Source organism: Alkalihalobacillus deserti (assembly GCF_020734105.1).
In the GTDB taxonomy this organism is placed as follows: Bacteria; Bacillota; Bacilli; order Bacillales; family Bacillaceae_D; genus Halalkalibacter; species Halalkalibacter deserti.
In genome coordinates, this window is record NZ_JAJAFR010000001.1 from 182,089 (window position 1) to 206,755 (window position 24,667).

General features: G+C 37.7%; 27 protein-coding genes, 2 pseudogenes and 1 riboswitch. Of the genes and pseudogenes, 21 read left to right on the forward strand and 8 right to left on the reverse strand.

The window, feature by feature from the left end; all coding sequences use genetic code 11:
• Positions 1-48 precede the first annotated feature (48 nt).
• The 4 genes and pseudogenes from LDX58_RS00910 (at position 49) to LDX58_RS00925 (ending at position 3,727) form a co-directional block, all read left to right on the forward strand.
• Positions 49-1,065 carry a ThiF family adenylyltransferase gene (locus tag LDX58_RS00910; protein WP_227934983.1) on the forward strand — a complete coding sequence of 339 codons (1,017 nt, stop codon included), beginning with the start codon at positions 49-51 and terminating at the stop codon, positions 1,063-1,065.
• A 33-nt stretch (positions 1,066-1,098) separates the two neighbouring features.
• Positions 1,099-1,827 (forward strand): annotated as a pseudogene (locus tag LDX58_RS00915) (lactate/malate family dehydrogenase).
• A 76-nt stretch (positions 1,828-1,903) separates the two neighbouring features.
• Positions 1,904-2,107, forward strand: coding sequence for a protein YqgO (gene yqgO, locus LDX58_RS00920; RefSeq protein ID WP_227934984.1), 204 nt, complete (start codon positions 1,904-1,906; stop codon positions 2,105-2,107).
• Between the two features lie 120 nt (positions 2,108-2,227).
• Positions 2,228-3,727: a rhomboid family protein gene (locus LDX58_RS00925; protein WP_227934985.1), complete on the forward strand. Its 1,500-nt coding sequence runs from the start codon at positions 2,228-2,230 to the stop codon at positions 3,725-3,727.
• A gap of 88 nt (positions 3,728-3,815) precedes the next feature.
• On the opposite strand, the gene LDX58_RS00930 is transcribed toward LDX58_RS00925, so the two are convergent.
• Positions 3,816-4,694, reverse strand: coding sequence for a hypothetical protein (locus LDX58_RS00930; protein WP_227934986.1), 879 nt, complete (start codon positions 4,692-4,694; stop codon positions 3,816-3,818).
• Positions 4,695-4,819: 125 nt separating this feature from the next.
• Between LDX58_RS00930 and LDX58_RS00935 the strand changes: the two genes are divergently transcribed.
• Positions 4,820-6,283: a spore germination protein gene (locus LDX58_RS00935; protein ID WP_227934987.1), complete on the forward strand. Its 1,464-nt coding sequence runs from the start codon at positions 4,820-4,822 to the stop codon at positions 6,281-6,283.
• A gap of 69 nt (positions 6,284-6,352) precedes the next feature.
• Here the strand turns inward: LDX58_RS00935 and LDX58_RS00940 are convergent, their stop codons facing one another.
• Positions 6,353-6,751, reverse strand: coding sequence for a YueI family protein (locus tag LDX58_RS00940; RefSeq protein WP_227934988.1), 399 nt, complete (start codon positions 6,749-6,751; stop codon positions 6,353-6,355).
• 152 nt (positions 6,752-6,903) lie between these two features.
• On the opposite strand from LDX58_RS00940, the gene LDX58_RS00945 reads away from it, so the two are divergent.
• From LDX58_RS00945 to LDX58_RS25715, 13 genes and pseudogenes are all read left to right on the forward strand, one after another.
• Complete coding sequence (locus LDX58_RS00945; protein ID WP_227934989.1) at positions 6,904-7,416, forward strand: hypothetical protein; 513 nt, start codon at positions 6,904-6,906, stop codon at positions 7,414-7,416.
• Positions 7,417-7,434: 18 nt separating this feature from the next.
• Positions 7,435-7,641: a YqgQ family protein gene (locus LDX58_RS00950; protein WP_227934990.1), complete on the forward strand. Its 207-nt coding sequence runs from the start codon at positions 7,435-7,437 to the stop codon at positions 7,639-7,641.
• A complete protein-coding gene (locus tag LDX58_RS00955; protein WP_227934991.1) occupies positions 7,638-8,597 on the forward strand; it encodes an ROK family glucokinase in 960 nt (319 codons plus the stop codon). The genes LDX58_RS00950 and LDX58_RS00955 overlap by 4 nt, the downstream gene beginning before the upstream one ends.
• 88 nt (positions 8,598-8,685) lie before the next feature.
• Positions 8,686-10,101 carry an aspartate ammonia-lyase gene (aspA, locus tag LDX58_RS00960; protein ID WP_227934992.1) on the forward strand — a complete coding sequence of 472 codons (1,416 nt, stop codon included), beginning with the start codon at positions 8,686-8,688 and terminating at the stop codon, positions 10,099-10,101.
• 279 nt (positions 10,102-10,380) lie between these two features.
• Complete coding sequence (locus LDX58_RS00965; RefSeq protein ID WP_227934993.1) at positions 10,381-11,496, forward strand: YqgU-like beta propeller domain-containing protein; 1,116 nt, start codon at positions 10,381-10,383, stop codon at positions 11,494-11,496.
• Between the two features lie 73 nt (positions 11,497-11,569).
• Positions 11,570-11,676: riboswitch (TPP riboswitch) on the forward strand.
• Between the two features lie 135 nt (positions 11,677-11,811).
• Positions 11,812-12,438 carry a thiamine phosphate synthase gene (thiE, locus tag LDX58_RS00970; RefSeq protein WP_227934994.1) on the forward strand — a complete coding sequence of 209 codons (627 nt, stop codon included), beginning with the start codon at positions 11,812-11,814 and terminating at the stop codon, positions 12,436-12,438.
• 3 nt (positions 12,439-12,441) lie between these two features.
• Positions 12,442-12,639 (forward strand): sulfur carrier protein ThiS, encoded by a 198-nt coding sequence (gene thiS, locus LDX58_RS00975; RefSeq protein WP_227934995.1) that lies wholly within the window; start codon positions 12,442-12,444, stop codon positions 12,637-12,639.
• Between the two features lie 4 nt (positions 12,640-12,643).
• On the forward strand, positions 12,644-13,423 hold the full coding sequence (locus LDX58_RS00980) for a thiazole synthase (protein WP_227934996.1): 780 nt from the start codon (positions 12,644-12,646) through the stop codon (positions 13,421-13,423).
• A 25-nt stretch (positions 13,424-13,448) separates the two neighbouring features.
• Complete coding sequence (thiO, locus tag LDX58_RS00985; RefSeq protein WP_227934997.1) at positions 13,449-14,555, forward strand: glycine oxidase ThiO; 1,107 nt, start codon at positions 13,449-13,451, stop codon at positions 14,553-14,555.
• 231 nt (positions 14,556-14,786) lie between these two features.
• Positions 14,787-15,608, forward strand: coding sequence for a bifunctional hydroxymethylpyrimidine kinase/phosphomethylpyrimidine kinase (thiD, locus tag LDX58_RS00990; protein ID WP_227934998.1), 822 nt, complete (start codon positions 14,787-14,789; stop codon positions 15,606-15,608).
• Between the two features lie 199 nt (positions 15,609-15,807).
• On the forward strand, positions 15,808-16,395 hold the full coding sequence (locus LDX58_RS00995) for a hypothetical protein (RefSeq protein ID WP_227934999.1): 588 nt from the start codon (positions 15,808-15,810) through the stop codon (positions 16,393-16,395).
• A 100-nt stretch (positions 16,396-16,495) separates the two neighbouring features.
• Positions 16,496-17,176: pseudogene (locus tag LDX58_RS25710) on the forward strand (DUF1385 domain-containing protein); the annotation flags it as partial.
• A 78-nt stretch (positions 17,177-17,254) separates the two neighbouring features.
• Positions 17,255-17,605 carry an MTH1187 family thiamine-binding protein gene (locus LDX58_RS25715; protein WP_265416539.1) on the forward strand — a complete coding sequence of 117 codons (351 nt, stop codon included), beginning with the start codon at positions 17,255-17,257 and terminating at the stop codon, positions 17,603-17,605.
• A 50-nt stretch (positions 17,606-17,655) separates the two neighbouring features.
• Here the strand turns inward: LDX58_RS25715 and LDX58_RS01005 are convergent, their stop codons facing one another.
• Genes LDX58_RS01005 through LDX58_RS01015 form a run of 3 tightly spaced genes read right to left on the reverse strand, consistent with a single transcriptional unit; the run spans position 17,656 to position 19,356 of the window.
• Entirely contained in the window at positions 17,656-18,087 is a 432-nt protein-coding gene (locus tag LDX58_RS01005; protein WP_227935001.1) for a GNAT family N-acetyltransferase, read from the reverse strand.
• 6 nt (positions 18,088-18,093) lie between these two features.
• Entirely contained in the window at positions 18,094-18,609 is a 516-nt protein-coding gene (locus LDX58_RS01010) for a YjcG family protein (protein WP_227935002.1), read from the reverse strand.
• Positions 18,610-18,621: 12 nt separating this feature from the next.
• The gene (locus LDX58_RS01015; protein ID WP_227935003.1) at positions 18,622-19,356 is read right to left on the reverse strand and encodes an esterase family protein; all 735 of its coding nucleotides are present in this window, start codon (positions 19,354-19,356) and stop codon (positions 18,622-18,624) included.
• Positions 19,357-19,596: 240 nt separating this feature from the next.
• On the opposite strand from LDX58_RS01015, the gene LDX58_RS01020 reads away from it, so the two are divergent.
• Positions 19,597-19,782 carry a hypothetical protein gene (locus tag LDX58_RS01020; protein ID WP_227935004.1) on the forward strand — a complete coding sequence of 62 codons (186 nt, stop codon included), beginning with the start codon at positions 19,597-19,599 and terminating at the stop codon, positions 19,780-19,782.
• 560 nt (positions 19,783-20,342) lie between these two features.
• On the opposite strand, the gene msrB is transcribed toward LDX58_RS01020, so the two are convergent.
• From msrB to LDX58_RS01040, 3 genes are all read right to left on the reverse strand, one after another.
• Positions 20,343-20,777, reverse strand: a complete 435-nt coding sequence (msrB, locus tag LDX58_RS01030) for a peptide-methionine (R)-S-oxide reductase MsrB (RefSeq protein ID WP_227935005.1) — start codon at positions 20,775-20,777, stop codon at positions 20,343-20,345.
• Positions 20,770-21,312, reverse strand: a complete 543-nt coding sequence (gene msrA / locus LDX58_RS01035) for a peptide-methionine (S)-S-oxide reductase MsrA (protein ID WP_227935006.1) — start codon at positions 21,310-21,312, stop codon at positions 20,770-20,772. Before msrA ends, msrB begins: the two co-directional genes overlap by 8 nt.
• Before the next feature lie 64 nt (positions 21,313-21,376).
• The gene (locus tag LDX58_RS01040) at positions 21,377-21,853 is read right to left on the reverse strand and encodes a DUF5683 domain-containing protein (RefSeq protein ID WP_227935007.1); all 477 of its coding nucleotides are present in this window, start codon (positions 21,851-21,853) and stop codon (positions 21,377-21,379) included.
• 292 nt (positions 21,854-22,145) lie between these two features.
• Between LDX58_RS01040 and LDX58_RS01045 the strand changes: the two genes are divergently transcribed.
• Together LDX58_RS01045 and LDX58_RS01050 are read left to right on the forward strand one after the other, a co-directional pair.
• A complete protein-coding gene (locus tag LDX58_RS01045) occupies positions 22,146-23,870 on the forward strand; it encodes a BCCT family transporter (RefSeq protein ID WP_227935008.1) in 1,725 nt (574 codons plus the stop codon).
• Positions 23,871-24,228: 358 nt separating this feature from the next.
• A complete protein-coding gene (locus tag LDX58_RS01050; protein ID WP_227935009.1) occupies positions 24,229-24,549 on the forward strand; it encodes a hypothetical protein in 321 nt (106 codons plus the stop codon).
• Positions 24,550-24,667 lie beyond the last annotated feature (118 nt).

A 24,667-nucleotide genomic window follows, 5' to 3' on the forward strand; every position in this document is an offset into this window, starting at 1 on the left:
CCTAGGAGAATCTGTGAGTTAATCTAGTCTATCTAAGGAGGAATATGAATGGAGGAGTCATTAGAACGTTATTCAAGGCAAATACGTTTTTCACCTATTGGCGAAAAAGGTCAAAAGGAGTTGGGCACCAAATCGGTACTCATTGTTGGCGTTGGTGCGCTTGGAACCGTTCTTGCTAATCATTTAGTGCGAGCCGGTGTAGGGCTCGTTCGAATAGTGGATCGAGATTATGTTGAGATGAGCAATTTGCAGCGGCAAATGTTATTTGATGAACAAGACGTTCGCGATAGTTTGCCTAAGGCAGTAGCGGCTGAAAGGAAATTAAAAGCAATCAACTCATCTGTTTCTATAGAAGCGATTGTAACAGATGTGACAGTTGCGACATTACCAGGGTTATTAGAAGGAATTGATCTTGTTTTAGATGGAACCGATAATTTCAGAACCCGTTTTCTTTTAAATGATATGTGTTTTAAATTAGGAATTCCATTTGCTTATGGAGGAGCTGTAAGTGCAAGAGGCATGTCTGCTATGTTCATTCCTAACAAAACTCCTTGCCTGCGCTGTTTTATTAATCATGGTGAAGGCAATGGACAAACATGCGATACAATAGGCGTGATTAGTCCTGTTGTTGATATTGTTGCCTCTTATCAGGTGATTGAGGTACTTAAATACTTGGTTGATGATCATCAAGCACTTAGAGGGACATTACGAAGCTTTGATGTATGGAGAAACCATCAATTTGATTTGAAAATGGATGCACCTAAAAGTGATTGTCCTACGTGCCAGAAAAAAGAGTACCCTGCGTTATTTGATGAAGAAGATCATATTACGACTCTTTGTGGTAGAGAGACGGTTCAAATTCAACGAAAAGAAAAAATTGATTTAAACGTTTGGTCAAAAAGGCTAAAAGGAGTTGCTGAAGTACAAGTAACACCTTTTCTTTTAAGAGTTCATTTAAAAGAAGGAGAAAGGCTAGTATTATTTCCTGATGGACGAGTGCTCATACAAGGGACAGAGGATATGACAAGAGCAAAGTCTTTGTATAGCAAATATATGGGTGGGTAAACTCAGCATATTAAGGAAGGGGGCTGGCTGTTTATGGAGCGTATAGATAACAGATCAAGAGTTGTAGTAATTGGTACTGGGTTTGTTGGTTCGAGCTATGCATATGCCTTACTGAATCAAGAAGTAGTTGATGAACTGGTATTGCTTGATGTAAACAAAGAAAAGGCAGAAGGAGATGCGATGGATTTAAATCATGGCCTTTTGGTTCGCCAATGAAAATATGGGCTGGGACTTATGAAGACTGTAAAGAGGCTGATCTTGTCGTTATTACAGCTGGAGCTAATTCTTAATTGGACGGTATTTTAATGTAGACTCGCGAAATGTTCATGCTTATATTATGGGGGAACATGGAGATACAGAACTGCCTGTGTGGAGTCATGCTGATATTGGTTGTAAACCAGTTTTAAGTTATCGTAATATTGATATGCATCAATTAGATGAGATATTTGTCGAAGTGCGTGACGCTGCGTATCATATTATTGAAAGAAAAGGCGCTACTTATTATGGGATTGCTATGGGGTTAGTTCGATTAACTAAAGCTATCTTGCGTAATGAGAATTCAATTTTTACAATATCAACCTTATTACAAGGAGAGTATGGACTTGATGACGTATACATGGGTGTTCCAGCTGTTATTAATCGTCAAGGCGTCAGAGAGATTATCGATTTAAAACTTAGTAAGGAAGAGCAAAAAAGCTTCATTATTCGGCTAACGTGCTATTAGAAGCGACGAAATCTGTGCATGATTTATTATCATACTAACATCTATTCTCTCACACTAAGAAGGTTTGGATAAAAAAGCGGCTTCGAACACAAATTAAAGGTAGGAGGGATGATGATGTTCCAACGCCTTATTTCAATTCTATCGTTTGTATTTTCAATGTACTTTGCCTATAAGTACCGTTATCGCCTGGTTAATGCCGTACTTGGGCGTCGGATGTTACGAAAGCTTGCAGTGATGGTCGCGATGCAAATTCCATTTATTCGCGATAAAGTACTAGGTTCAGTTTTACAGTTTAATCGTCCACAACAGAATATGTAAGCAGTAAGAGCCTGTCTTCAAGGGTTATTGAAGGCAGGCTCTTTTTATCTTAGATCTTCTTCAAGAAAAAGTAAAACTTGTTATAATGTTAAAGAAACCATTTTTGAAAGGAGGTTCTTTATGGAACAATTAAACCAAGACTATTTCTATTGGAGATTTATTCACCACTATGTTTTTCAAAAGGGGTATCGAATTCATAGGCTAAACAACAAAGAGGTATGGCTAGAAGATGAAGACTCCAAACCAAGGCGTCTTATTCGGGTTGTTCGCGTCGATCTAGACTTTTCTAGTTGGTTAAGAAGAGATGTTCCTGAATCAGTAAAAGCATTTGATCTAGTACGAAGAAAATTACGTTTAGGAAGTGTAATTGGAGAAAATGTTTATATAAGTGTTTATCCTCCTGTTGACCAGTGGGATGAGATCAATAAACCATTCTATGAAAGTAGAAAAAAACGAACGACCGTTTTTTCCTCAATTATTGATCGTTTAGAAGCAAATCAGATGGAACTTTCTTCTGCGCCTTCTATTCATACAATTGAGGAGTTAGAAATGACCATTTTTTCTTTACAACAACAAATCCATCAAGCTGTCGAGCAACGTGAAAGCAAAGAAAAATTATTGTTTTTCTATGGGAAACCAATTGCTACTTATCTATTATTAGTAAGTGTCGCACTCATGTTTTATATCTTAGAACAAAATGGTAGTAGTACTTCAGTTCTTACGTTAATCGAATTTGGTGCAAAATATAATCCACTTATTCTAGAAGGAGAATGGTGGCGGCTATTCACTGCCATGTTTTTACATATTGGATTCCTGCATTTATTTATGAATTCTCTAGCGCTGTTTTATCTAGGAGGAACAGTAGAGAGAATGTTTGGAACAATTCGCTTTCTTATCATTTATTTAATAGCTGGTTTATCTGGTTCTGTTGCTAGTTTTGCTTTTAATGAGCAGGTAGCAGCTGGTGCATCTGGAGCCATATTTGGTTGCTTTGGAGCGCTTCTTTATTTTGGAATGATTCATAGAAAGCTGTTTCTTCGTACGATGGGGAAAAATGTATTAACAGTCCTCGTTATTAATTTAGTTTTTGGCTTCGCCTTTCCGATGGTGGATAATGGTGCTCATATTGGCGGACTAATTGGAGGTTTTTTAGCTGGTTTTATCGTTCAATTACCTAAACATCGAACATCAGTAAAACAATTTGCCTTTTTAGTCATAACGCTATTTTCTGTGATGGGTCTTTATTGGATTGGTGAAACAAATGACAGCAAAGCGAGCTCTCCTTTATTAGAATTACAAATTGGGCAAGAGTATCTGCAAGAAGATAAAATAGAACAGGCCTATCCTTTTTTGAAGCGAGCTGTTGATCAAGGGGCAAACATACCAGAAGCAACTTTCCTCTTAGCTTACGCAGAAGCCAAGTTTGAGAACTATGAAGAAGCAAAAATGTTATTACTTGAAACGATTAACAGGCAATCTGATTTCCATGAAGCTCATTATAATTTAGCCCTGGTTTATGTAGAACTTAATCAGTTAGATGAAGCCCGTGCTTCAATAAAAGTAGCTGTACAAATTCAACCTAATCAAGCCTATCTTGATTTGCAAGAAAAACTTCGGTAGTTGATTGAAGTATGGTAAGCACAACGTGAAGTGAAGTAGGTGTGAGTTTATCTCACACCTACTAGGAATAGGAATACATAGAAAAGTATTAATTTTGAAGAGTTTGCAGAAGTTGAATGGGCTCTCCATCTGATGTCCGAAAAAGGACAAAAAAGTGGTCGGCAGACTTGGGTACGAGAATAACAGGGACGGTACTTCCAACAGGGCTAACGGTGGTTCCGTCTTGTTTTGTAATTCCTAGTACGTAGTGTTTATATAATCCTTCCCACAGACCTCCTAGGAATTGAGCAGTTTTTTCCTGAGTTAAACCAGGTAAAGGTTTTTCTTCGTATAGAACTAAATCGGTTAATGCTATACGGAGATAGCCATCTTTTGGAAGATTGTAATAGTCAAATAAAGAATCCCAATCATAATCTTGCTGTTGTTTAATAATATAATCTAATATTCGTTTACTTTCTTTTTCTTCTTCCGTTTCCGGGATGCGAAACGCATGAAGTGGACTTAAAGGAGAGTCAATGACATAAAGCTGATCAAAACTAAGTTTTTGAGCACTTTTGATCTCATCATTGGGGTAATGTAATTCAGCATGGTGAAAGGTCACAACTCGATAATTGCCACTATCATCTGACTTAATATCTTTTTCCATTTGAATAGTTGATGTATTCTCTTTCCAAGTAGAGAGTGTATCTTTTAGATAACCATCTTCAAATAAAAGAGAAACATCCTGTCGTAAATAAGCGTCCTGATTTAAAACGGAAGTAACTGTCCAATCAAGAGTGTACTCATCTTCATCTTCCATCGCTTGGAATTGAATTCGCGACGTGGACTCTTCAAAGGTAGCATTTGGATCTATGGGGAAGAAAATTAACGCGTCCCTTAATGGCTCAGGTTTAATCGTAATGACAAGAAAGAGTCCAACGCAAAATGAAGTAATTAATAAAGTGATTGCAAATTTCCATTTACTCATACTAGTCCCTCCATGGACAAACTATTTGCACCATTTATATGTCTTTAACAAAGACATTATGCATGATCAATGCATGGATTTAGATAAGAAAGCAAATAATGTAAAGGTATTGGAGGTGGCCATGGATGAGCAACAAAGACATTAAGAATCCTGTAACAATCATCTATAAACAGAATGTTGAGTTTTTAAAAAAGGAACTAGATGTAGATACAAGTTTTGATTTAATCCATTTAGAGCTTGAACACGCTGATCGAGAAATGTCGCTTTTCCTTGTTGATGGTTTTGGGAAAGATCAAGCCATTACTCAGATTCAACGTGAATTGCGTATAATGAAAGCATCTGATTTAGCGGATCGACCATTAGATAAATTAATTAAGCACCATATTCCTTATGCAGAAATAGAAACAACCAACGATTTAGATAATGTAGTAGATCAAGTTCTTGCAGGACCAGCAGCATTAGTTGTCGAAGGCCTTGATAAAATAATTTTAGTCGATACACGTGAATATCCAGTGCGTGGGCCGGCAGAACCTGATACTGAGAGAGTAGTCCGCGGTTCAAAGGATGGATTTGTCGAGACACTTGTTATGAATGCGGCTCTTATGAGAAGAAGAATTCGTGATAGGACGATGAGAGTTGAGTATGTTTCAGTAGGTCGACGATCTAAGTCTGATTTGGCGATTACATATATTGCAGATATTGCCGACCAAGAAATTGTACGTGAAATTAAAGATTCGCTCGCTAAAATTGAAACAGATGGACTGCCAATGGGAGATAAGACAATTGAAGAGTTTATTTTCGACCATAATTATAATCCTTATCCGATGGTGCGTTACACGGAACGGCCTGATGTTGCGGCTACGCATTTATTGGAAGGACATGTCATTATTATGGTGGATGGTTCCCCTAGTGTGATGATCTCTCCGACAACATTTTGGCATCATATGCAGCATGCAGAGGAATATCGTCAAAAACCAGTTGTTGGAACGGCCTTAAGATTTGTCCGTTTTTTGGCAGTATGGGCATCGCTTTTCTTAATTCCACTTTGGTATCTTTTAGCAACACATGATCAATTAGGCCCGCATACTTTAGATTTTATCGGAGCCCAAGAGGAAGGAACTGTACCCTTATATATTCAGTTTTTAGCAGCTGAAACTGGGATAGAAATGCTAAGGATGGCTGCGATTCATACACCTAACGCCCTTGCTACTGCTTTAGGACTTGTTGCAGCCCTGTTGATTGGTGATGTGGCCATTAACGTCGGATTATTTTCACCTGAAGTGGTTCTATACTTAGCTATTGCTGCAGTTGGTACATTTGCAACCCCAAGTTATGAGATGAGTCTAGCTAATCGTTTAATTCGAGTTGTTTTATTAATTAGTACGGCTATATTTGGTTTACCTGGATTTCTAATAGGGATAACCATCTGGCTGTTAATGTTGGTTCACCTAAAAGCTTTAGGTACCCCTTATATGTGGCCGTTCATTCCATTTAATGCTTTAGCATTACGTGATGTCTTGTTCCGTGTTTCCATGCCGGTCAAGAAACGTAGACCAACAGCGGTGCATCCGAATGACCCAGATAGATAAGTATTAGAAATTGTACACTATGGTTTTAATGTAAAAGGGTGACTCAATTATTAGTTGAGTCACCCTTTTTTACAATTGTTCTTCCATTTCTCGTGAATATAAATCATCTTTAATAAAAACATTGATTTGATCGACAGCACGAGATTGATCTGCTAATACAAGTCCAAAAGGAGTTTTTTTCTGTGGACTCACGATCGTAAAACGAACACCAAGTTTGTTTGCCTCTTGAATATAATTGGAATAATTACTGTAATTTAAATCTCCATTGACATACAAATGTAAGGTCGATTTTTGCTTCATAATTTCTATTACTTCAGGGTATATCCCCTTATGAATGACTTGTTTTTTTGTGAGTGCGATATGAATTCGTTCTAATATAGTAGATAAGAATAAACTTCTTTCTTCAGGTTTAATTTCAGGAGTACCGTAAATCGCACGGTCAATGATATCTTGAACTTTTTCGCTCATTATTTTTCCCTCTTTTCAAACTGTACTTTGTCCTTCTTTTTTTCTTGAGACAAACATATCATACCATAACAGGCTTTGCATAACAGTGTTCTTGATATGTTGTGCGAGAGTTATCAATTCAAAACGCGCCGAAAAAAGGATGGTGTTTTCTCATGTGGATCATCATGATCATTTTAGTGTTTGTTTTCACAATTGGATTAACGATCGGTGGTTTATTGGCTGCTCCACGCGAGCCAGTTAAGCCACTTCATCTTTTCTTATTTTCTTTATTTTTCTTATTTCTATGTTATATGGGAATGATCACTGGAATGTTTATTAGTGGATGGATGGCTATTCGTGTAATTGAAATTGTATTAGCAATATTGGCGATTTTATTTATTGTTGCATGTTTTAGTCGATATCATCCAACTTTAGGATTTTTCCATCCTGAGGATCGGGTTCTACTCAGTGTTTTAGGACTGATGTTTTTTTTCATGGGTATTGAATGGGGATTACTAGAATTTAGAACGTTTTTCACAATAGTTTCAGGCATATTATTCACTGTAGCATTGGCCTTAGGACTCTACATGCAAGTGCAAATTCAACATGCCTTAAGGCGCCATTCCTATTCTGCTTTCACTCCTCTTGTTTGGCTTCTTTTCGTATCGGTATTGAAGCTGTTATAATAAAACTGAGGTGGGCTTATGAAAACAATGTATGACATAGGGCAGCTATTAAAAAAACATGGAACCATTATTTATACGCGTGACCGTTCTCTTGATCTTATGCTAATGGAGGACGAGTTACGTGAACTGTACGATATGAAATTAATAGATGTCTATCAACTTCAGCAGGGGTTACTCACCTTACGAAATGAAAAAATAAATAAGGTTGAGGGTGGAGAAACATGAATAAGAAATGGTATGTAGGTGTAGATGTCGGTGGAACTACTATTAAATTGGCATTTGTAACATCTCAAGGTGAGATTGTAACAAAATGGGAAATACCAACGAATAAAATGGAAGATGGAAAGCACATTACTAGTGAAATAGGAAAATCAATTGAAGAGAAATGTGAGGAACTAGGAGAAAAGAAGGATTCCTTAATTTCGATAGGATTAGGTGCCCCAGGATTCATCAATATGGAAACTGGCTTCATCTATCATGCAGTCAATATTGGCTGGAGAGATTTTCCGTTAAAGGATAAACTCGAGAAAGAGACAGGTCTTACTGTAACGGTAGATAATGATGCCAATATTGCAGCACTTGGTGAAATGTGGACGGGTGCAGGTGAAGGTGCAAAAAACCTTCTTTGTGTAACTCTTGGAACGGGTGTAGGCGGTGGAATTATAACAAACGGACAAATTCAGCATGGGGTTAATGGAATGGCTGGGGAGATCGGTCATTATACATCAATTCCAATAGGTGGAGCGGCTTGTAACTGTGGAAAAACAGGTTGCTTAGAAACCGTTGCATCAGCTACAGGTTTAGCAAGGCTTGCGGTAGAAAGCCTTGAGTATCATTCTGAGAGTGTTCTTAAAGCGATATTTGATAAGAATGCAATAATTACATCTAAAGACGTTTTTGAAGCTGCGGAAGCAGGGGACAAGCTTGCTGTTAAAGTGATTGAAGAGGTGAGTTTTCACTTAGGTCTTGCACTAGCTAACCTTGCCAATGCTCTAAACCCTGAAAAAATTGTTTTAGGTGGTGGAGTTTCAAAGGCAGGCCCACTTCTTTTAGACCCACTAGAAGCACAGTTTAAACGCTTCGCATTAGATCGAGTCGAAGAAGGGTGTGAATTTAAAATTGCCACACTAGGAAATGATGCAGGTGTCATTGGTGGAGCTTGGCTTGCTAAGCAAGGATAGGGTCACACTAGCTTTTTTTACACATACACATATAATAGAGAAGAAAACCGATAAATACTGGTAGTTTTAATAAAGGAGATAAATGTGAATGTCAGAATTCAGAACGGAACGAGATCTAATTGGGGAAAAGCAAGTACCTAAGGAAGCCTATTATGGGATTCAAACGATGCGTGCGAGGGAAAACTTTCCAATTACTGGATATCCCCCACATCCTGAGCTTATTCGTGCTTTTGGTTTCGTGAAAAAAGCTGCAGCGATGGCTAATCGAGATGTGGGCGTTCTACAAGTCAATATAGCCGGCGCTATTATAGAAGCGGCTGAAGAAGTGATTAATGGAAATTTTGATCCTCATTTTATTGTCGATGCGATTCAAGGAGGAGCTGGTACTTCTTTTAATATGAATGCGAATGAAGTCATAGCAAACCGTGCAATTGAATTGCTAGGTGGTAAGAGGGGAGAGTACATCCGTGTTAGTCCTAATACACATGTTAATATGGCCCAATCGACAAATGATGCTTTTCCTACAGCTATTCATATTTCCGCACTTCGATTAGCGGACGGTTTAACGATGGAATTAGAAAAGCTGATAGATACAATGAAAGAAAAGGAGACTGAGTTTGACGATGTTTTAAAAATGGGTAGAACACATCTTCAAGATGCAGTTCCAATTCGATTAGGGCAAGAGTTCGGTGCTTATCGTCGTGTTCTAACTCGTGACCTTGGCCGAATCAAACGATCTGTTGGTCATTTATACGAAGTGAATATGGGAGCTACAGCCGTGGGTACGGGATTAAATGCAAAGCCTGAATATATTAAAAAGGTATCATCGTATTTGGCTGATATAACAGGCTATCCAATTAAAACGGCTGAAAACCTTGTGGATGCAACTCAAAATACGGATGCTTATACGGAAGTTTCAAGTGCTTTAAAAATTACAGCAATTAATTTATCTAAAATAGCAAATGATTTAAGACTTATGAGTTCAGGACCTCGTACCGGCTTTAATGAAATCAATCTGCCATCCAGACAACCAGGTTCATCGATTATGCCTGGGAAAGTGAATCCAGTTATGTGTGAAGTCATTAATCAAATTTCTTTTCAAGTAATTGGAAATGATCACACGATCTGTTTAGCCTCAGAAGCAGGACAGCTTGAACTGAATGTGATGGAGCCTGTTTTAGTATTCAACTTATTGCAATCGTTTTCGATCTTACAAAATGGAATTCGTGTCTTTAGGGACTATGCGATTGATGGATTGACAGCTAATATTGATCACTGTCGTGAGTTAGTCGAAAGAAGCGTTGGGATTATTACAGCCATCAACCCTCATGTTGGATATGAGGTCGCATCAAGGGTTGCAAAAGAAGCGATCAAATCAGGTCGCCCCGTAAGAGAAATTTGTCTAGAACGAGGGATTTTATCTGAGGAAGAGCTAAACGAAATCCTTGATCCTAAAGAAATGACAAACCCAGGAATTGCTGGTGCACGTTTTATCCAAGGCTAAAAAAGAAGGAAATTAACATAATGAACGTAGCGCTTAAATGATATAGAAAGGATATTCATTACTTAAAATTAAATAGATTACTCAATCGGCTTTCTTTAAGTGAAAAATAGTGCAAAATGATTCAATTTCGCGCTATAATGTAGTTCTTTAGAGAATCGGTTGAGTGATCTTTTTTTTGAGTGTTTTTTGATGAGTTTGAAACATTTTAATGCAATTATCCGTCTAATATATATGGAACCGTCGAATACTAAAAATGGACAAAGAGAAGGGGATGAGGCTGTGAGAAAAGTGATTTTAATAGTTATACTACTGACAGTAACAGCCTGTACTGAACCCCCGCTCAAGAGTCAGCCTTTACCAAAAAGTCTTATTGATTCACCAGTAAAGCGAGATGTACCAAGCTCATTTTTTAATGGATCTGCAATTGTTCCAGTGCATGAATCTAGTCAAGTAGTAGAGGTCATGAATTGGTTCGATGACGAGACAGTTTTATTTTTACAGGAGGGTATTGAAGGATCAACCTTACATAAGCACCATCTTTTCACGGGAGAGTCTTCTATCTTTTTTGAGATGGAGGGTTGGATCGTAAATGTCAATGTCAATGTCGATCATTCGTTGTTTGCTGTGCATGTAATAAATGAGCTAGATCAATCTGAAATTGTCATTGTAGACAAACAAGGTGAGAATAAACTAACGATAAAAGATTTTGGTGAAGAATATTCGGTTTATTGGAACGAATATGAACCTGCTTCTTTCATTATGACAGCTTATTTACCAGATTGGGATTTTGAAACGTATTTTGTCAATGTCGAAGAGGAGAGGATCAAGCAAGTTAACCTAGAACAATCTTATATTCAATGGATCTCTTCTGATACGGTTGCTTATTTAAAGTGGGATGAACTAGAGCCTAGTTTTCGTGCTCCTCTTTATCAAGCCAATGTGGAAACGGGTGAGACAAAGTTGTGGAAGGAGGATGTCATTGCTTACACAAGTTTTCCAGATGGCTTATCTTTGTCGATAACAGTAGAAACAGATTATGATCTTTATTCTGTCTATAAGTTTTATGATAATCAAGAAAGGTTTAGACAGATAGAAGTCCCCATCTTGAACACTTATTCAGAACAGTGGTGGATCCCTTATTACACATATGACAATGAAAATGGAATTTTTTATTTTCTTCGTCCGAAATCAAGTGGTGATTTCATTAGCTATACGGAAGGATATGATTTAATTGCCTATAATGTATATGCTGATTCTGAGACGAAGCTAACAACGCTAGATCACCATGTTCCGATCTCTATTTCTCCGGGGGGGGCAAGTATTCTGATAGGAGACCGATTTGAAAATGTATTCGATTTAAGTGAGGGCATTCTTAGTCCGGTTTGGGAATATTAAAGATTGAATAAACAGTTTCAGCTCTTGATTTTTAGTAAGAGTCTGTCATAATGAGAGTAATAACTAGTAGTATTTTCAAGACTAGGGGTGTCCATGTGAATGGGCTGAGAAAAAGGAGTTCCTTTTACCCTTATACCTGATCTGGATCACGCCAGCGTAGGGAAGTCATCGCAGCCGTATTCCGTTCGTTCGGATACGGTTTTTTTCATATTAAAGGTTGATAAAAAAGGTTGTTTCTTTATTAACGCTGAAAACTAAGTGGCTATTGACTTGTTATCTTGAATATACAGATTATTGATAAAGGTGGAGTACAACATGAAAGAATTTAAGTTATATGCAATTACAGGTGAAGAATTTCACCAAGGACGTGATTTAATCGAAGTGATGGAGCAAGCGATTCGTGGCGGTGTTGATATTATTCAGCTTCGTGATAAGTCTAGTAGTAAGAGGGAGGTCTTAAAAAAGGCAAAGGCGTTGAGAGAGTTAACACGTAAGTATGGTGTTACGTTTATAGTAAATGATCATATTGATGTCGCGCTTGCGGTTGATGCAGATGGCATTCATATAGGTCAAGATGATTTACCATTAGCTGAAGCTAGAAAAATTGTTGGAGATAAGATCATTGGAATTTCAACACATAAACTTGAAGAAGCTCTTGAAGCCGAAGCTGGTGGTGCTGATTACATCGGTGTTGGCCCGATCTTTCACACAAATAGCAAAGTGGACGTTGTTGACCCAGTGACTACTGCTTATGTTAAGCAAGTTGCTGATGAAATAACGATTCCGTTCGTAGCGATTGGTGGAATTAAGTTGCATAATGTTGATCAAGTGCTACAAGCAGGTGCAACTAGAATTTGTATGATTAGTGAGATTGTTGGTGCAGATGATATAAAGGGAGTTTGCGAAACATTCATAAAAATTCTATCTAAAAAGGGAGAATAAACGATGCGTTTAGTTATTAATGGAGAAGAACATGAAATAGAGATTTCTAATCTTACTGAAGTTATTACACATTTTGGCCTTGATCCCGATCTTGTTGTTACTGAAGTGGATGGTGTAATTATTGAACGTAGGAGCTGGGAAGAAACAAAATTAAACGATGGAATGAAAATTGAACTTGTTCAATTTGTTGGAGGTGGATGAAGATATGTTAGATAAAAAATTAACGATTGCGGGGAAGGAATTATCATCGAGATTTTTTCTTGGTACGGGGAGATATCCTAATCCTTTTGTTCAAAATGAAGCCATTAAAGCTTCTGAAGCAGAGGTTTTAACATTTGCAATCCGTCGAGTAAACCTAGGTGCACCGAATGAAGATGCAATTTTACAACATCTTGAAGGAATGTCTTTTACGTACTTGCCTAATACATCTGGTGCCAAAACCGCGGAAGAAGCGATCAGGATTGCGAGACTCGCAAAAGCTTCTGGCTTAAGCGACTGGATTAAAGTGGAAATTAGTGCAGATGAAAAAACACTTCTTCCGGATCCTATTGAAACATTAAAAGCAACTGAAGTACTAGCAGCAGAAGGATTTGTTGTGCTGCCTTATACATCAGATGACCCTGTACTTTGTAAAAAACTTGAAAGTGCTGGGGCAGCCGCAGTTATGCCAGGGGGAGCACCAATTGGTACTGGCTTAGGAATTTTAAATCCTTATAATTTACAGCTTATTGTGGAACAAGCGCAAGTGCCAATTATTGTTGATGCTGGACTCGGATCAGCGATGGATATCGCTCAGGCAATGGAACTCGGGGCAGATGGAGTACTAATGAATACACCAGTAGCTAAAGCGAAGGATCCGGTTAAAATGGCGATGGCTATGAAATATGCGATTGAAGCAGGTCGGTTATCTTATGAAGCTGGACGAATTCCGAAGAAAAAGTATGCCACAGCAAGTAGTGGTTTAGCTTCATACGTTTCAAAATAGAAAGAGCCTTAGGGGGAGAATGATTGTGCAGGAACGAGTACTGATTCTTGGGGGTGGCGTGATTGGTCTTGCGACAGCCTTTGAGCTAAGCAGACGTAATTACAACGTTACGGTTTTAGAGAAAACAACTTGTGGGGGACAAGCCTCAGGAGCTGCAGCTGGAATGCTTGCTCCTTTTTCAGAAATTGGAGAAGATCCTGATGATTTTTTCAGGTTATGTTTAGATAGTTTACGTTTATACAATAAATGGCAAGCCGATGTAAAAAAAAGTTCACAGATGGATTTCGAGTATACGGAAAGTGGTAGCCTCCATGCGGTTTATCATGACGCAGATGTATTAGCACTTGAAACAAGACAATCGTGGCAGCGCGAGTGGGGAGCTGAGGCTGAGCTGATTTCAGGAGAGCGCTTATGGAAAATGGAACCTTCACTCGCGAAAGATGTAAAGGCGGCTATGTATTACCCTGGGGAAAGTCATGTTTTTGCTCCAGATTACGTAAAGGCGCTTGAAGCTGCATGTCGTATAAATGGAGTTGAGATCATTGAACAATTAGAGCAAGTGAAGATACTCGATTGGAAAAGTTCCATTACTGTACAATCAAAAGATGGTCAGAAATTTATTGGAGATCGGCTCATTGTTTGTTCAGGAGCTTGGTCAGGTGAACTTGAGAATACCTTTGGTATTCGAATACCAGTTTATCCAATAAGAGGACAAATCTGTGCATATGAAATCCCAGTTGAACGAGTGAAACATATTGTATACACAAGTCAAGGCTACCTCGTTCCTAAGGCTAATGGAACATTAGTCAATGGGGCATCTGAAGACATTGCTGGATTTAAAACGGATGTAACAGAAAAAGGAATTGCCCGTTTAACCAATTGGAATAAGCATGTTTTCCCATTTCTAGAGAAAGAAACTCCTTTTCATACGTGGGCAGGTTTACGTCCAGCAACTCAAGATGGATTTCCGCTAATCGGAAAACTAGAAGGAGCACAACATGTTGTGTTTGCAACAGGACATTACCGAAATGGAATATTACTAAGTCCTATCACAGCAGTTGCTGTCGCGGACTTACTTGATGAAAAGCCATTTTACCAACCACTTCAATCATGCAAACCAGAACGGTTTTAGAGTTTAACCCCCAAAAGGTCGAACTTTACCTTTTGGGGGTTAAACTCGAAGCAATGAGCGGAGCCGATACGTGGTTTTAAGCCTTTTTTGAGTGGTCTTCTCATAAAAGGCGGTAGTGAGTGGAGACATTGCAAATATGTTCGCACAAAACAAGGCAAAAGGTCGAACTTTACCTTTTGGGGGTTAAACTCGAAGCAACCTGTATACATATGCATTGAAAGGATGAAACATATGTCAATTGCAAAAACTTTAACGATTGCCGGTTCCGACAGTGGTGGTGGGGCTGGAATTCAAGCTGATATTAAAACGTTTCAAGAACTAAATACATTTGGCATGAGTGTAATTACGGCATTAACGGCTCAGAATACACTTGGTGTTCATGGAGTTTTTCCACAAACACTAGAAGCAATAGAAGCACAAATAGAAGCTGTTTTATCTGATATCGGCACAGATGCAGTTAAAACGGGAATGTTATTTTCGGCGGACATTATTTCATTAGTTGCAAGAAAGTTAAAAGAGTATGAAGTGAAGAATATTGTCGTCGATCCAGTTATGATTGCTAAGGGAGGGGCGGCTCTATTACAAGAAGAGGCTATTAGGGCTCTGACCAAAGAGCTTCTACCAATTGCGACAGTGATTACTCCTAATCTACCTGAAGCCGCAAAAATGCTTGGGCGTGAAGAAATGAAAACAATCGATGAAATGAAACAAGCAGCTATTGATCTTCATAAGCTTGGCCCAGCCTATGTGGTCATTAAGGGTGGTCATTTAACAGAAGGGCCAGCAATTGATTTGTTGTACGATGGTAAATCCATTCATGTACTAGAGACAAAACGAGTTGAAACTAAACATACACACGGTACGGGATGTACATTTGCTGCAGCGATTGCTGCGGAACTTGCTAAAGGGGTTCCTACTAAAGAAGCAGTTGAAACAGCAAAAGCTTTTATTACGGCTGCCATTTCTTCTTCTCTTGAGATTGGCAAGGGGATTGGACCGACTAATCATTCGGCTTATCGTCGCTTCCAAAGTGAAAAAGCCATAATTGAGTAAAACGTAGTCCGTTGTCAAACATACCAAAACCTAAGCCCGCTAGGAGAAAATCCGTATAGCGGGCTTAAATGTTACTTAACCCCGGCTTTCCGTAAAAAGGAAGGTTGCGTTATAATGAAAGAGAAGTCGATTATACAGGAATATAGGTAGAATTGGTTAAAGGAAGTTCAAGAAAGGCACAGAAAGGAAGACGACAACGATGTTCGGTGGAAATAAACCTGTACTCATTTTACCAGGTATTCTGATGTTGGTAATGTTAATTGGAGGCTATCAATTCTTGCAAAACTCTGAAACGATTACGAATGAGGACCTTCAAACGATTTTAAATTCTCAAGTAAATATTACTGAAATAGAAAGTGGTCTACAGATAGAGGCAGGATGGGATTGGACTGTGATGCCAGCAGAAGGCTTATACGGTGAAGATTACATCGGTATATATGTACTTGATAGTTCGACAGGAGAAGTAAGAACGGATGTAGATATAAAAGACGGGCTTGTTGAACTTCTTTATTCAGAACATGTGATCGAGGAATCTGTAGGCACCACTGTTGAAAATGGGGTGATCTTTGCTTTCTCTAACAAACTAGTTGACCATGAAAGCTATGGAAATCTAGGGCAAGTTAAGGTGAAAATAGAAGGTGCAGATCTTAACGTTGACGATGTTAAGGTTCAACTTCTCCATACTTGGACGGAGCATAGCCCTCTTGAAAAGGAAGATGCAACGTTCTCATCACCTGTTTTTACAGGTGCAACTAATGTTCCTTATTGGATTAAAGTGTTTGAGTGATCGGTTAAGGTGTGGAATGACATGCTAAAACTGTGATGAGCTATAAAAAGGTAGAAATGACTTTTTTAATACCTCTATATAAAAAAGGACTGGTATCTAAGTGAAAATTAGAGGACTCTCTTATCAGAATGGAATCTTTTACATAGGGAAACAACACATTTCGTGTGCATACCATGAAAAAGGTATGTTAAAGAGTTGGCTGAAGCCGATTGGCGGTCGTACAATACTTACGATGATGAAGCAGATTATGTGGTCAATGCCAATATGGTTTAAGTTTCTCACTTTCACTTACATAGGGCTAATTTTTGTACCTAAAATCATTGCAATTTGGCATCCTATAGGATGGAATGGTATGCCCTTATACTCCATTTTTTATCTAATGTTTGGAACGCATTTTCTTTTTCCTAATGAGTTAAAAAAATATCATGGAGCCGAACACAAAGTATTTAGTGATAAAGGAGTTATCAGAAGGCCGCGAATGTTTCAAATTAAAAAAGCTAGTATTACTAACCGGTATTGTTCTACAAATGCCGTGGTCATTTATTTTATGAGTGTATTAGTCGGTGCAGCCGTTTTATTTGGTTTGACTAGACAAGCATCTACTTCATTAGAAATGGCATCATATAGCGGGCTAATTCTTGTGCCAGTCGTTCAAAGGCTTATGAACGTTAAGAAGTTTACTTGGCTGAGAAAGGTGATATTAAGTATTTCCTATTGGTTGCAGATTCATGTGACAACAACAGAACCAGAACGAACCCATTTAATGGCATCGATTGAGTCATATCGACGGCTAGCGAGCAAGGAGTTTCCAGAAAGATTAATCGTAAGGAAACCTACATCTAAAAAGGAGGAGAAGCAAATGGCAATTGTAGATGTTACTGTTATCCCAATTGGTACAGAAAGTCCTAGTGTGAGTAAATATGTAGCTGAGATTCAAGAGGTTTTAAAGTCATATGATGACAAAATCAAGTATCAACTTACACCTATGAGCACGTTAATTGAAGGAGAGTTACCAATCTTATTTGAAGTCATACAAGCTATTCATGAGGTGCCATTTAAACATGGATTAAAGCGTGTGGCGACGAACATTAGAATTGATGACCGTAGAGATAAGCCTTCAACGATGGAAGGAAAGCTTGAAGCTGTAAAGGCGCATCTTCGTGAAGTGAGTAAAGAGCTTACTGAAAATGAAACTGACGATTCGAAATAAAAAGGAAAGCTAACTACGTCTCTAATGAGGAGTTAGCTTTCTTTAATCGATCATAAATCTAACGTCTTTATCATCGTTACATGAGGAATACCAGCATCCAAAAATTCACCTGAAACTGTTTCATATCCCTGTTTTTGATAGAATGTTTGTGCTTGAATTTGAGCATTTAATTTCGTCTTCATTGCTCCTTTACTACGGACAGTTTCTTCGATTTTTTCCATTAAAACTTGTCCAACTCCGGTTCCTCGGCTTGTCTTCACAATACAAATGCGCTCTATTTTTCCATATCCATCTACAAATCGAAGTCGGCCAGCTCCGATCGCTGCTTCATTTTGGTCATAAACTACAAAGTGAATCGCTTCATCTTCAAATTGATCAATTTCTTCTTCCAATGGAACATTTTGTTCTTCAACGAACACTTCAGTTCGAACACGATAAGCGTCATCTAGCTGTTTCTTTGTTGCAACTGTTACTACATTCATAAATCGTTAAGCATCCTTTCTTAGATGAAATGTTTCGTATACGCTCCAAGAGTCGTTGTCTAATTGATAAAGCAATTGCATTCTATTAATGACTTCTTGTTGCTCAAAGTTTCTCATTTTCAGCCTACCTACTACGTCTGCATGTTCATCATCGGAAAGATCTTGTCCAATGGTGAGATGAGGAATAAAAGAATATTTGTCATTTGGACTAAACGGATCACTATGTAATTGCTCGTATAAAAATGTTAATGATTCATGTTCCCGTATTTTAAAGAATATCGTATTCGATTGCGGATAAAAACTATCAACTTTATAAATGTCAATCATAGCAGGCTTTGCATTTTGAGCAATTTCACTTAAATTCGCCACTAATGTTGGAATTTCATCATCTTTTACCTCAAACGTTTCTTTTAACGTGATATGTGGAGGGATGAATGCATAGCGAGAGTCGTAACGCATGCGAAATGAATTAGCTTGATCTTGTAATTGTTTTGATGGAAACAAAGCGATTCCAAAGTTCATCGTAACTCCTCCTTAAGATAATAATGTGGTTAGTCCTCTAGGTAAATCTCTTTGCCAATAAGTCCAAGTGTGATCGCCGTCAAACTCTTCGTAGGTATAGGAAGCAAACGGTCTTTTTTTAATAGTCTCACACATTTCCTTATTCGGTGTAACAAAGTCAACAACTTGACCATCAGTTGTTTTTACGGCCGTCTCCTTTTTTCCAATTACATGATAGAGTACAATTTCTTCAGGCTTTTTACAAGTTTCAATTGCACGAAGGACCGTCTCGTTTACAAAAGGTGAGTGCAACATTACTTGGCCAAATAAACTTGGATAGCGTAATGCAGTTAAAAGTGAAACAGTAGCGGCAAGAGAATCACCAGCTAGTGTCCGAGCAGTTGAAAGCTGGTGAGTTGGGTATGCTTTCTCAATAAAAGGAAGAAGTTCGTTTGCTAAAAAACGTATATATGCTTCTACCTTTTCTCCATTTGGGTGATAACGTTTACGTCTTTCATCAACAGAGGGGTAAGGTACACCTACTACTATTGTCTCTCTGATCTCACCTTCCTCAATTAGTTCTTCAATTTGTCTTGGTATACGACCAAGTTGGAAATAATCATTCCCATCTTGACAAATAAGAACGTCATAAGTTTGCAAGGGTGTGTAATTGGGCGGAGTATAAATCAATAATGAAATTTCTTCATTTAATTCCTGACTAATAATTTTACTATCAGAAACCAAACCTTGTAATGGTCTTCTTGCCAAATGCCTCATTCCTTTCCTTTGAAACTCTCTTTTTATTCTACCTAATCATTAATGAGAATGCCATGTTAAGCCATTTAATCATGGATATAATAAATGGTATGATTTATATTTGATGCATTAAAACCTTAGAATTTGCTTTTAAATCATACTTATTTGCAGAAAAGAAGTTATAACCAATTGAGAAGTTCATTAATATTTTGTAATATAAGTGATGAATAGTCTTTGAAAGGTAGAGATAACATGAGAAAAATACCAAAGTGGATCTATTATAAACAAGTCTTTCGTTCCAAGTTCCAAGCCGGTTGTATAAAAGCAAAGATTGAAGACAATTGGGTCAATGGTTATGAAGTGGGTCCATTGGTTGAAATAAAAAAATTAAGAACCGATAAATACGTAGTCAGGTACACGTATGATGAAACGATATAAGAGATGAGATAAAAGCTAGGAAAGCTTTAAATAAGGATTAAATAAAGACTAACACATTGTAGCTGCAATAAAGGGGTGACAAAGGTTGAAACGAGCCTTGTTGTCACCTTCTTTTTTAAAGGAATTTCATAAAAATTAACTTTATACAATTGCGATGTAATAGGATGATTGGATGTTAGGAGCAAGTAGAACCCCTCTTATTCCGTCACCACTACAACAATCATAAAAAGCAATGTGACGTGTCCTAATAATCCATATTGCGTCATAATGTGTAAGTCATCTAAACTGAAGAGGTCAGAAAATAATCTTCTCGCCCAATATTAGATCGGATTTTGTAAAACCAATTGGTGTAAAAAATTGCTCTTGTAAACATAGTTAAGCTGTACCATTAACATATTGTTCCCACCATTTACCCTCAGCAGGTTTTTTATGCATTTAATCACCTAATACATATCCAAAAGTATGGGTATTGGTTGGAGAATTAATAATCTTCGATTGAGGATAACTCTGATTGAAATTAAAAGAAGGAAAAGAGACTCGGTCTCATTTCCTTCTTTTTGTTAAGAAAATAACTTTTTATAAACACTGTACCCTTCTTTTTCTAGCTCTTCCTTTGGAATAAAACGAAGAGCGGCTGAATTAATGCAATAACGTAATCCATTCGGGCCTGGGCCATCATTGAATACATGACCAAGGTGCGAATCAGCGTCCTTACTACGAACCTCGGTTCGAATCATAAAATGACTGTGATCTTCTTTTTCAAGAATTTCTTCATCAACGATTGGCTTTGTAAAACTGGGCCACCCACAACCTGCATCGTACTTATCAGCTGAACTAAATAAGGGTTTTCCAGAGACAATATCGACGTAAATTCCATCTTCTTCTTTTGTATAAAACTCATTCTGAAAAGGTGGCTCCGTTCCGTTTTCTTGAGTGACATGATATTGCATCGGTGTAAGACGTTGTTTTAGTTGTTCCTTTGATTCTTTACTCATTAAAATTCCCCCAGTTATGATTTATAAAAGCCTCTCTACCTGAGCCCGTTCGATAACGATTATAGTGTAATGGATTTTTCTTGTAATAATTTTGATGATATTCCTCTGCTGGGTAAAAAGGCTTTGCTGGTAGTATTTGTGTAGTAACCGGTCGATTGAATTTCTCACTATCACTTAGGTCTGCTTTTGATTGCTCGGCTAATAGACGTTGTTCTTCATTGTGATAGAAAATAGCTGTTCTGTAGGAGTCACCTCTATCAAAAAATTGTCCACCTGCATCAGTAGGGTCAATTTGTTGCCAATAGATAGTTAGTAATTTTTCATATGGGAATATAGATGGGTTGTATGTAATTTGAACCGCTTCATAATGCCCAGTTGTCTCAGAACAGACTTCTTTATATGTGGGGTTTTCTGTATAACCACCGGTATAACCTGACACAACCGATTCAATCCCTTCGTACTGATCAAAAGGTTTGACCATACACCAAAAGCATCCTCCGGCAAAAGTGGCCACTTCTAAAGTTGGAGTTGTCATTTTATTACCTCCTTTTTCATTAGTATATCAGTGATCTCATTAAAATTAAAAAATAATGACTTGATTAAGGTTGAGGATGAATGCCACCTGATCTGATGAAAAACCCCCTAACTATCATGCCAATTAGGTAGCCAGCAAGAAGAGAAAGGATGGGGAGCCAAACAACCCCGATGATATGTCCAGATAAGGCAAAGCTTTGCGAATAAATCACTCCAATTGTTCCGGTGTAAGCAGCAATGGCAAAAGGAATCGCTGCATAAGGAACATCCTTTCCACCAGCATCTCTGTACGCATCATACATGGAAAATAGGTAGATGCACGGATAGAACATTATCCATTGATAATTAACGGTTGCATTAGAAACTTCTCCTAAGCCGTAAAAGCTCGGTATAATGGCAGCATTTAATCTTGCTTGAACATTAACAAGGAATTCTAAAAAGATAAATAAAAAGCCTTTTGCATATTTTTTATTTAAAAACTGTCCAAAACCAGGAAATGCTATGCTCCAAAAAATTGCCTCAGTTTTGCGTTCTCGACTCATTGCAACAACCTCTTTCAAAATAACGATTAAATTTGTGAACTCTTTATTCTTGATGTACATTTAGCTTCGAGCATTTGAACCCTTTATATAGAGTGTTAATAGTTTATCTTTTTAAGCGTTTTTTACTCCCAAATAATTTACAGTAATTTGCGATCTGTTCTAGTCCTTCTTCTGTATACTTTTCTTGAAGGTTACACAGTAAGAAAAAAAGTTTAATATCGGAAACAGAGGGTATATACGTAATTATTGGATACATACTGGGAATTTAAGGTTTTTAGAAAGGAAGTTAAAAATGAGTCAAACTAATATGTCTAATAATCCAGGTGTTGTTCTGGTTGTTTCTGCCATAATTGTTGGTTTATTTGTGGCATGGGGTGCTCTTTCTCCAGGATCCTTAGATGCAGTAGCAGGACAAGGACTTGTGTGGATGTTAGAAAACTTTGGTTGGTTTTATATGTTGTCCACGGCATTTTTTGTTTTATTTGTAATTGTATTAGCTATTAGTCCGTTCGGTAGAATTAGACTAGGGAAATCAGATGAACGCCCCGATTACTCTTGGTATTCATGGATTGGCATGTTGTTTGCAGCGGGGATTGGTGTTGGTTTTGTATTTTGGGGTGTAGCTGAACCAGTTCTGTATTACTTTGATACTCCTATGGGGTATAGTCCGGAAACTCCTGAAGCCGCTGTTGCTGGTTTACGTTATGCTGTTTTTCATTGGGCGTTACATCCATGGGCGATTTTTGCTATTGTCGGTTTAACACTTGCCTATGTTCAATTTAAAAAAGATCGACCAGCTTTAATTAGTTCTGCTTTCTATCCGATTATTGGAGATCGAGTGAACGGATGGATGGGTAAATCAATTGATATTTTGGCCGTAATCGCCACTTGTACGGGTGTAGCAACGACATTTGGTCTAAGTGCGCTTCAAATTACCGGAGGTCTGTCTTATATATCTGATATTCCGAATACAGCATTGACACAAACCATTATAATTGCCATTGTAACTTTTCTATTTATGTTCTCAGCTGTAAAAGGAGTCGACAAAGGTATTAAAAGGTTAAGTAATATAAACTTAGCTGTAGCGGCAATCTTATTAATTTTTGTGATTATAGTTGGGCCTACTTTGTTTATCGCAGAGAGCTTTGTCACTACCCTTGGTGGTTATATCACAAATGTAGCAGCGATGAGTTTGACGATGACGCCATTTACAGAAAGTACTTGGCTTGGAACAAACACGATCTTTTTCTGGGCTTGGCATATCGCGTGGGCTCCATTTATGGGGATTTTTATTGCTAGAATTTCGCGTGGGCGTACAATAAGAGAGTTTATGACAGGAGTATTACTGGTCCCATCCCTTTTAGCTGTTATTTGGTTTACCACATTTGGAGGAACGGCTTTGAATCTTGAGATTGCAGGAGCAGCGCCAATTGGTGATCTAGTCATGAGTAATGTTGAGCTTGCGCTTTTTGCGACCCTCGGAGAACTACCTTTAAGTGCTATTACAAGTTTCATTGCTGTCATTTTAATTCTCATCTTTTTTATAACGTCTGCAGATTCTGCATCCTTTGTATTAGGTGCCATGACGACTAACGGCAGCTTGAACCCCAGCTTATTTGTTAAAATGCTTTGGGGGATTTTAATAGCAGGTACAGCTAGTGTGTTGCTGATAAGCGGGGATGGCGGTCTAAGTGCATTGCAGACGGCTTCAATTATTGCTGCGCTTCCCTTTGCAATCATTATGACCATTATGATTATTTCGGTCTTAATTATGCTTGGTAAAGATTTTAATTTAGAAGGGAAAACGCGTAAAAAGAAAAACCGGAAAGAAATTAAAGCTGAAATTCGTGAGGAAATGTATGATGATATAAAAGAGGAAGTATTAGAAGAGATGAGAGGTGAAGTTTTAGAAGAGATAAAAGAAGAAGTCAAGAAGGAATTAAAGGATGAGATTAAAGACAATATTTTTGAAGAATTAGATATCGAACAAGGAAACAATAATAAGAAAAAAGAATGAGCGAATATGTAAAGGGTTCAGTTGAATGGAGAGGGAAAATTACATTAAGAGTTGAAATAGCAAATAGAATAACAACAATAAGCGCTTGGGATTTCTGAATTGCCCCAATGCGCTTATTTTATTGGACCTTCTCGAATCATAGAATCAATACTTCAACAATGAAAAAAGAAGAATAAGCTTTTTCCTATCGCAATAAACCTGTTATTTACTGTTTTCTCCCCTAGTTGCAACTCGTTCCCAAAACGCTAATCCTCTTTTTCTTTAGCCTATTCTCTGTAAGCATTAACACATTCTAAGCGCTTGTATCATAAACTAATAATGCCATTCGGCTACACTTAGTAAGAAAGGATGCTTGATTATGGGAAATTATCAGCAAGACCTTATGGATATAATGGTAAAGAAGGTTTTAGGTAAGCATAAAGTAACACCTGTATCAGATTTGTCAGAAGAGGATAAAGAGAAAGTAAAAAAGGTGGTTGGTGAAATACAATCTGAAGTGGAAAGTTTTTTAGAAAATCAAAATAAAACGTTAAGCGAACAAGATTTTCAGAGTGAGGAACAGTCGAAAACAAAGTCTAAAGGCAAGACTAATCCGGTTGTAAATGAATCATTGCAAAAAATAATAAAAAGTAAAAATGATTTAAATAAAGTAAAAATGTTTTTTAATAAAAATAAATAATCTGTTAAAGATGGTCTCTTGATAAGGCACTGAAAAAGGTGAAAATCATACCTTTTTTCAGTGCCTTTTGAGATAGTGAGGCCATTTTTATTTATAGGTGATTATAATTAGGCGCTAG

Coding starts and splice junctions, on each gene's coding strand:
- LDX58_RS00910 (WP_227934983.1), top strand. CDS start 49: ATGGAGGAGTCATTAGAACGTTATTCAAGGCAAATACGTTTTTCACCT.
- yqgO (WP_227934984.1), top strand. CDS start 1,904: ATGTTCCAACGCCTTATTTCAATTCTATCGTTTGTATTTTCAATGTAC.
- LDX58_RS00925 (WP_227934985.1), top strand. CDS start 2,228: ATGGAACAATTAAACCAAGACTATTTCTATTGGAGATTTATTCACCAC.
- LDX58_RS00930 (WP_227934986.1), bottom strand. CDS start 4,694: ATGAGTAAATGGAAATTTGCAATCACTTTATTAATTACTTCATTTTGC.
- LDX58_RS00935 (WP_227934987.1), top strand. CDS start 4,820: ATGAGCAACAAAGACATTAAGAATCCTGTAACAATCATCTATAAACAG.
- LDX58_RS00940 (WP_227934988.1), bottom strand. CDS start 6,751: ATGAGCGAAAAAGTTCAAGATATCATTGACCGTGCGATTTACGGTACT.
- LDX58_RS00945 (WP_227934989.1), top strand. CDS start 6,904: ATGTGGATCATCATGATCATTTTAGTGTTTGTTTTCACAATTGGATTA.
- LDX58_RS00950 (WP_227934990.1), top strand. CDS start 7,435: ATGAAAACAATGTATGACATAGGGCAGCTATTAAAAAAACATGGAACC.
- LDX58_RS00955 (WP_227934991.1), top strand. CDS start 7,638: ATGAATAAGAAATGGTATGTAGGTGTAGATGTCGGTGGAACTACTATT.
- aspA (WP_227934992.1), top strand. CDS start 8,686: ATGTCAGAATTCAGAACGGAACGAGATCTAATTGGGGAAAAGCAAGTA.
- thiE (WP_227934994.1), top strand. CDS start 11,812: ATGAAAGAATTTAAGTTATATGCAATTACAGGTGAAGAATTTCACCAA.
- thiS (WP_227934995.1), top strand. CDS start 12,442: ATGCGTTTAGTTATTAATGGAGAAGAACATGAAATAGAGATTTCTAAT.
- LDX58_RS00980 (WP_227934996.1), top strand. CDS start 12,644: ATGTTAGATAAAAAATTAACGATTGCGGGGAAGGAATTATCATCGAGA.
- thiD (WP_227934998.1), top strand. CDS start 14,787: ATGTCAATTGCAAAAACTTTAACGATTGCCGGTTCCGACAGTGGTGGT.
- LDX58_RS00995 (WP_227934999.1), top strand. CDS start 15,808: ATGTTCGGTGGAAATAAACCTGTACTCATTTTACCAGGTATTCTGATG.
- LDX58_RS25715 (WP_265416539.1), top strand. CDS start 17,255: ATGGCAATTGTAGATGTTACTGTTATCCCAATTGGTACAGAAAGTCCT.
- LDX58_RS01005 (WP_227935001.1), bottom strand. CDS start 18,087: ATGAATGTAGTAACAGTTGCAACAAAGAAACAGCTAGATGACGCTTAT.
- LDX58_RS01010 (WP_227935002.1), bottom strand. CDS start 18,609: ATGAACTTTGGAATCGCTTTGTTTCCATCAAAACAATTACAAGATCAA.
- LDX58_RS01020 (WP_227935004.1), top strand. CDS start 19,597: ATGAGAAAAATACCAAAGTGGATCTATTATAAACAAGTCTTTCGTTCC.
- msrB (WP_227935005.1), bottom strand. CDS start 20,777: ATGAGTAAAGAATCAAAGGAACAACTAAAACAACGTCTTACACCGATG.
- msrA (WP_227935006.1), bottom strand. CDS start 21,312: ATGACAACTCCAACTTTAGAAGTGGCCACTTTTGCCGGAGGATGCTTT.
- LDX58_RS01040 (WP_227935007.1), bottom strand. CDS start 21,853: ATGAGTCGAGAACGCAAAACTGAGGCAATTTTTTGGAGCATAGCATTT.
- LDX58_RS01045 (WP_227935008.1), top strand. CDS start 22,146: ATGAGTCAAACTAATATGTCTAATAATCCAGGTGTTGTTCTGGTTGTT.
- LDX58_RS01050 (WP_227935009.1), top strand. CDS start 24,229: ATGGGAAATTATCAGCAAGACCTTATGGATATAATGGTAAAGAAGGTT.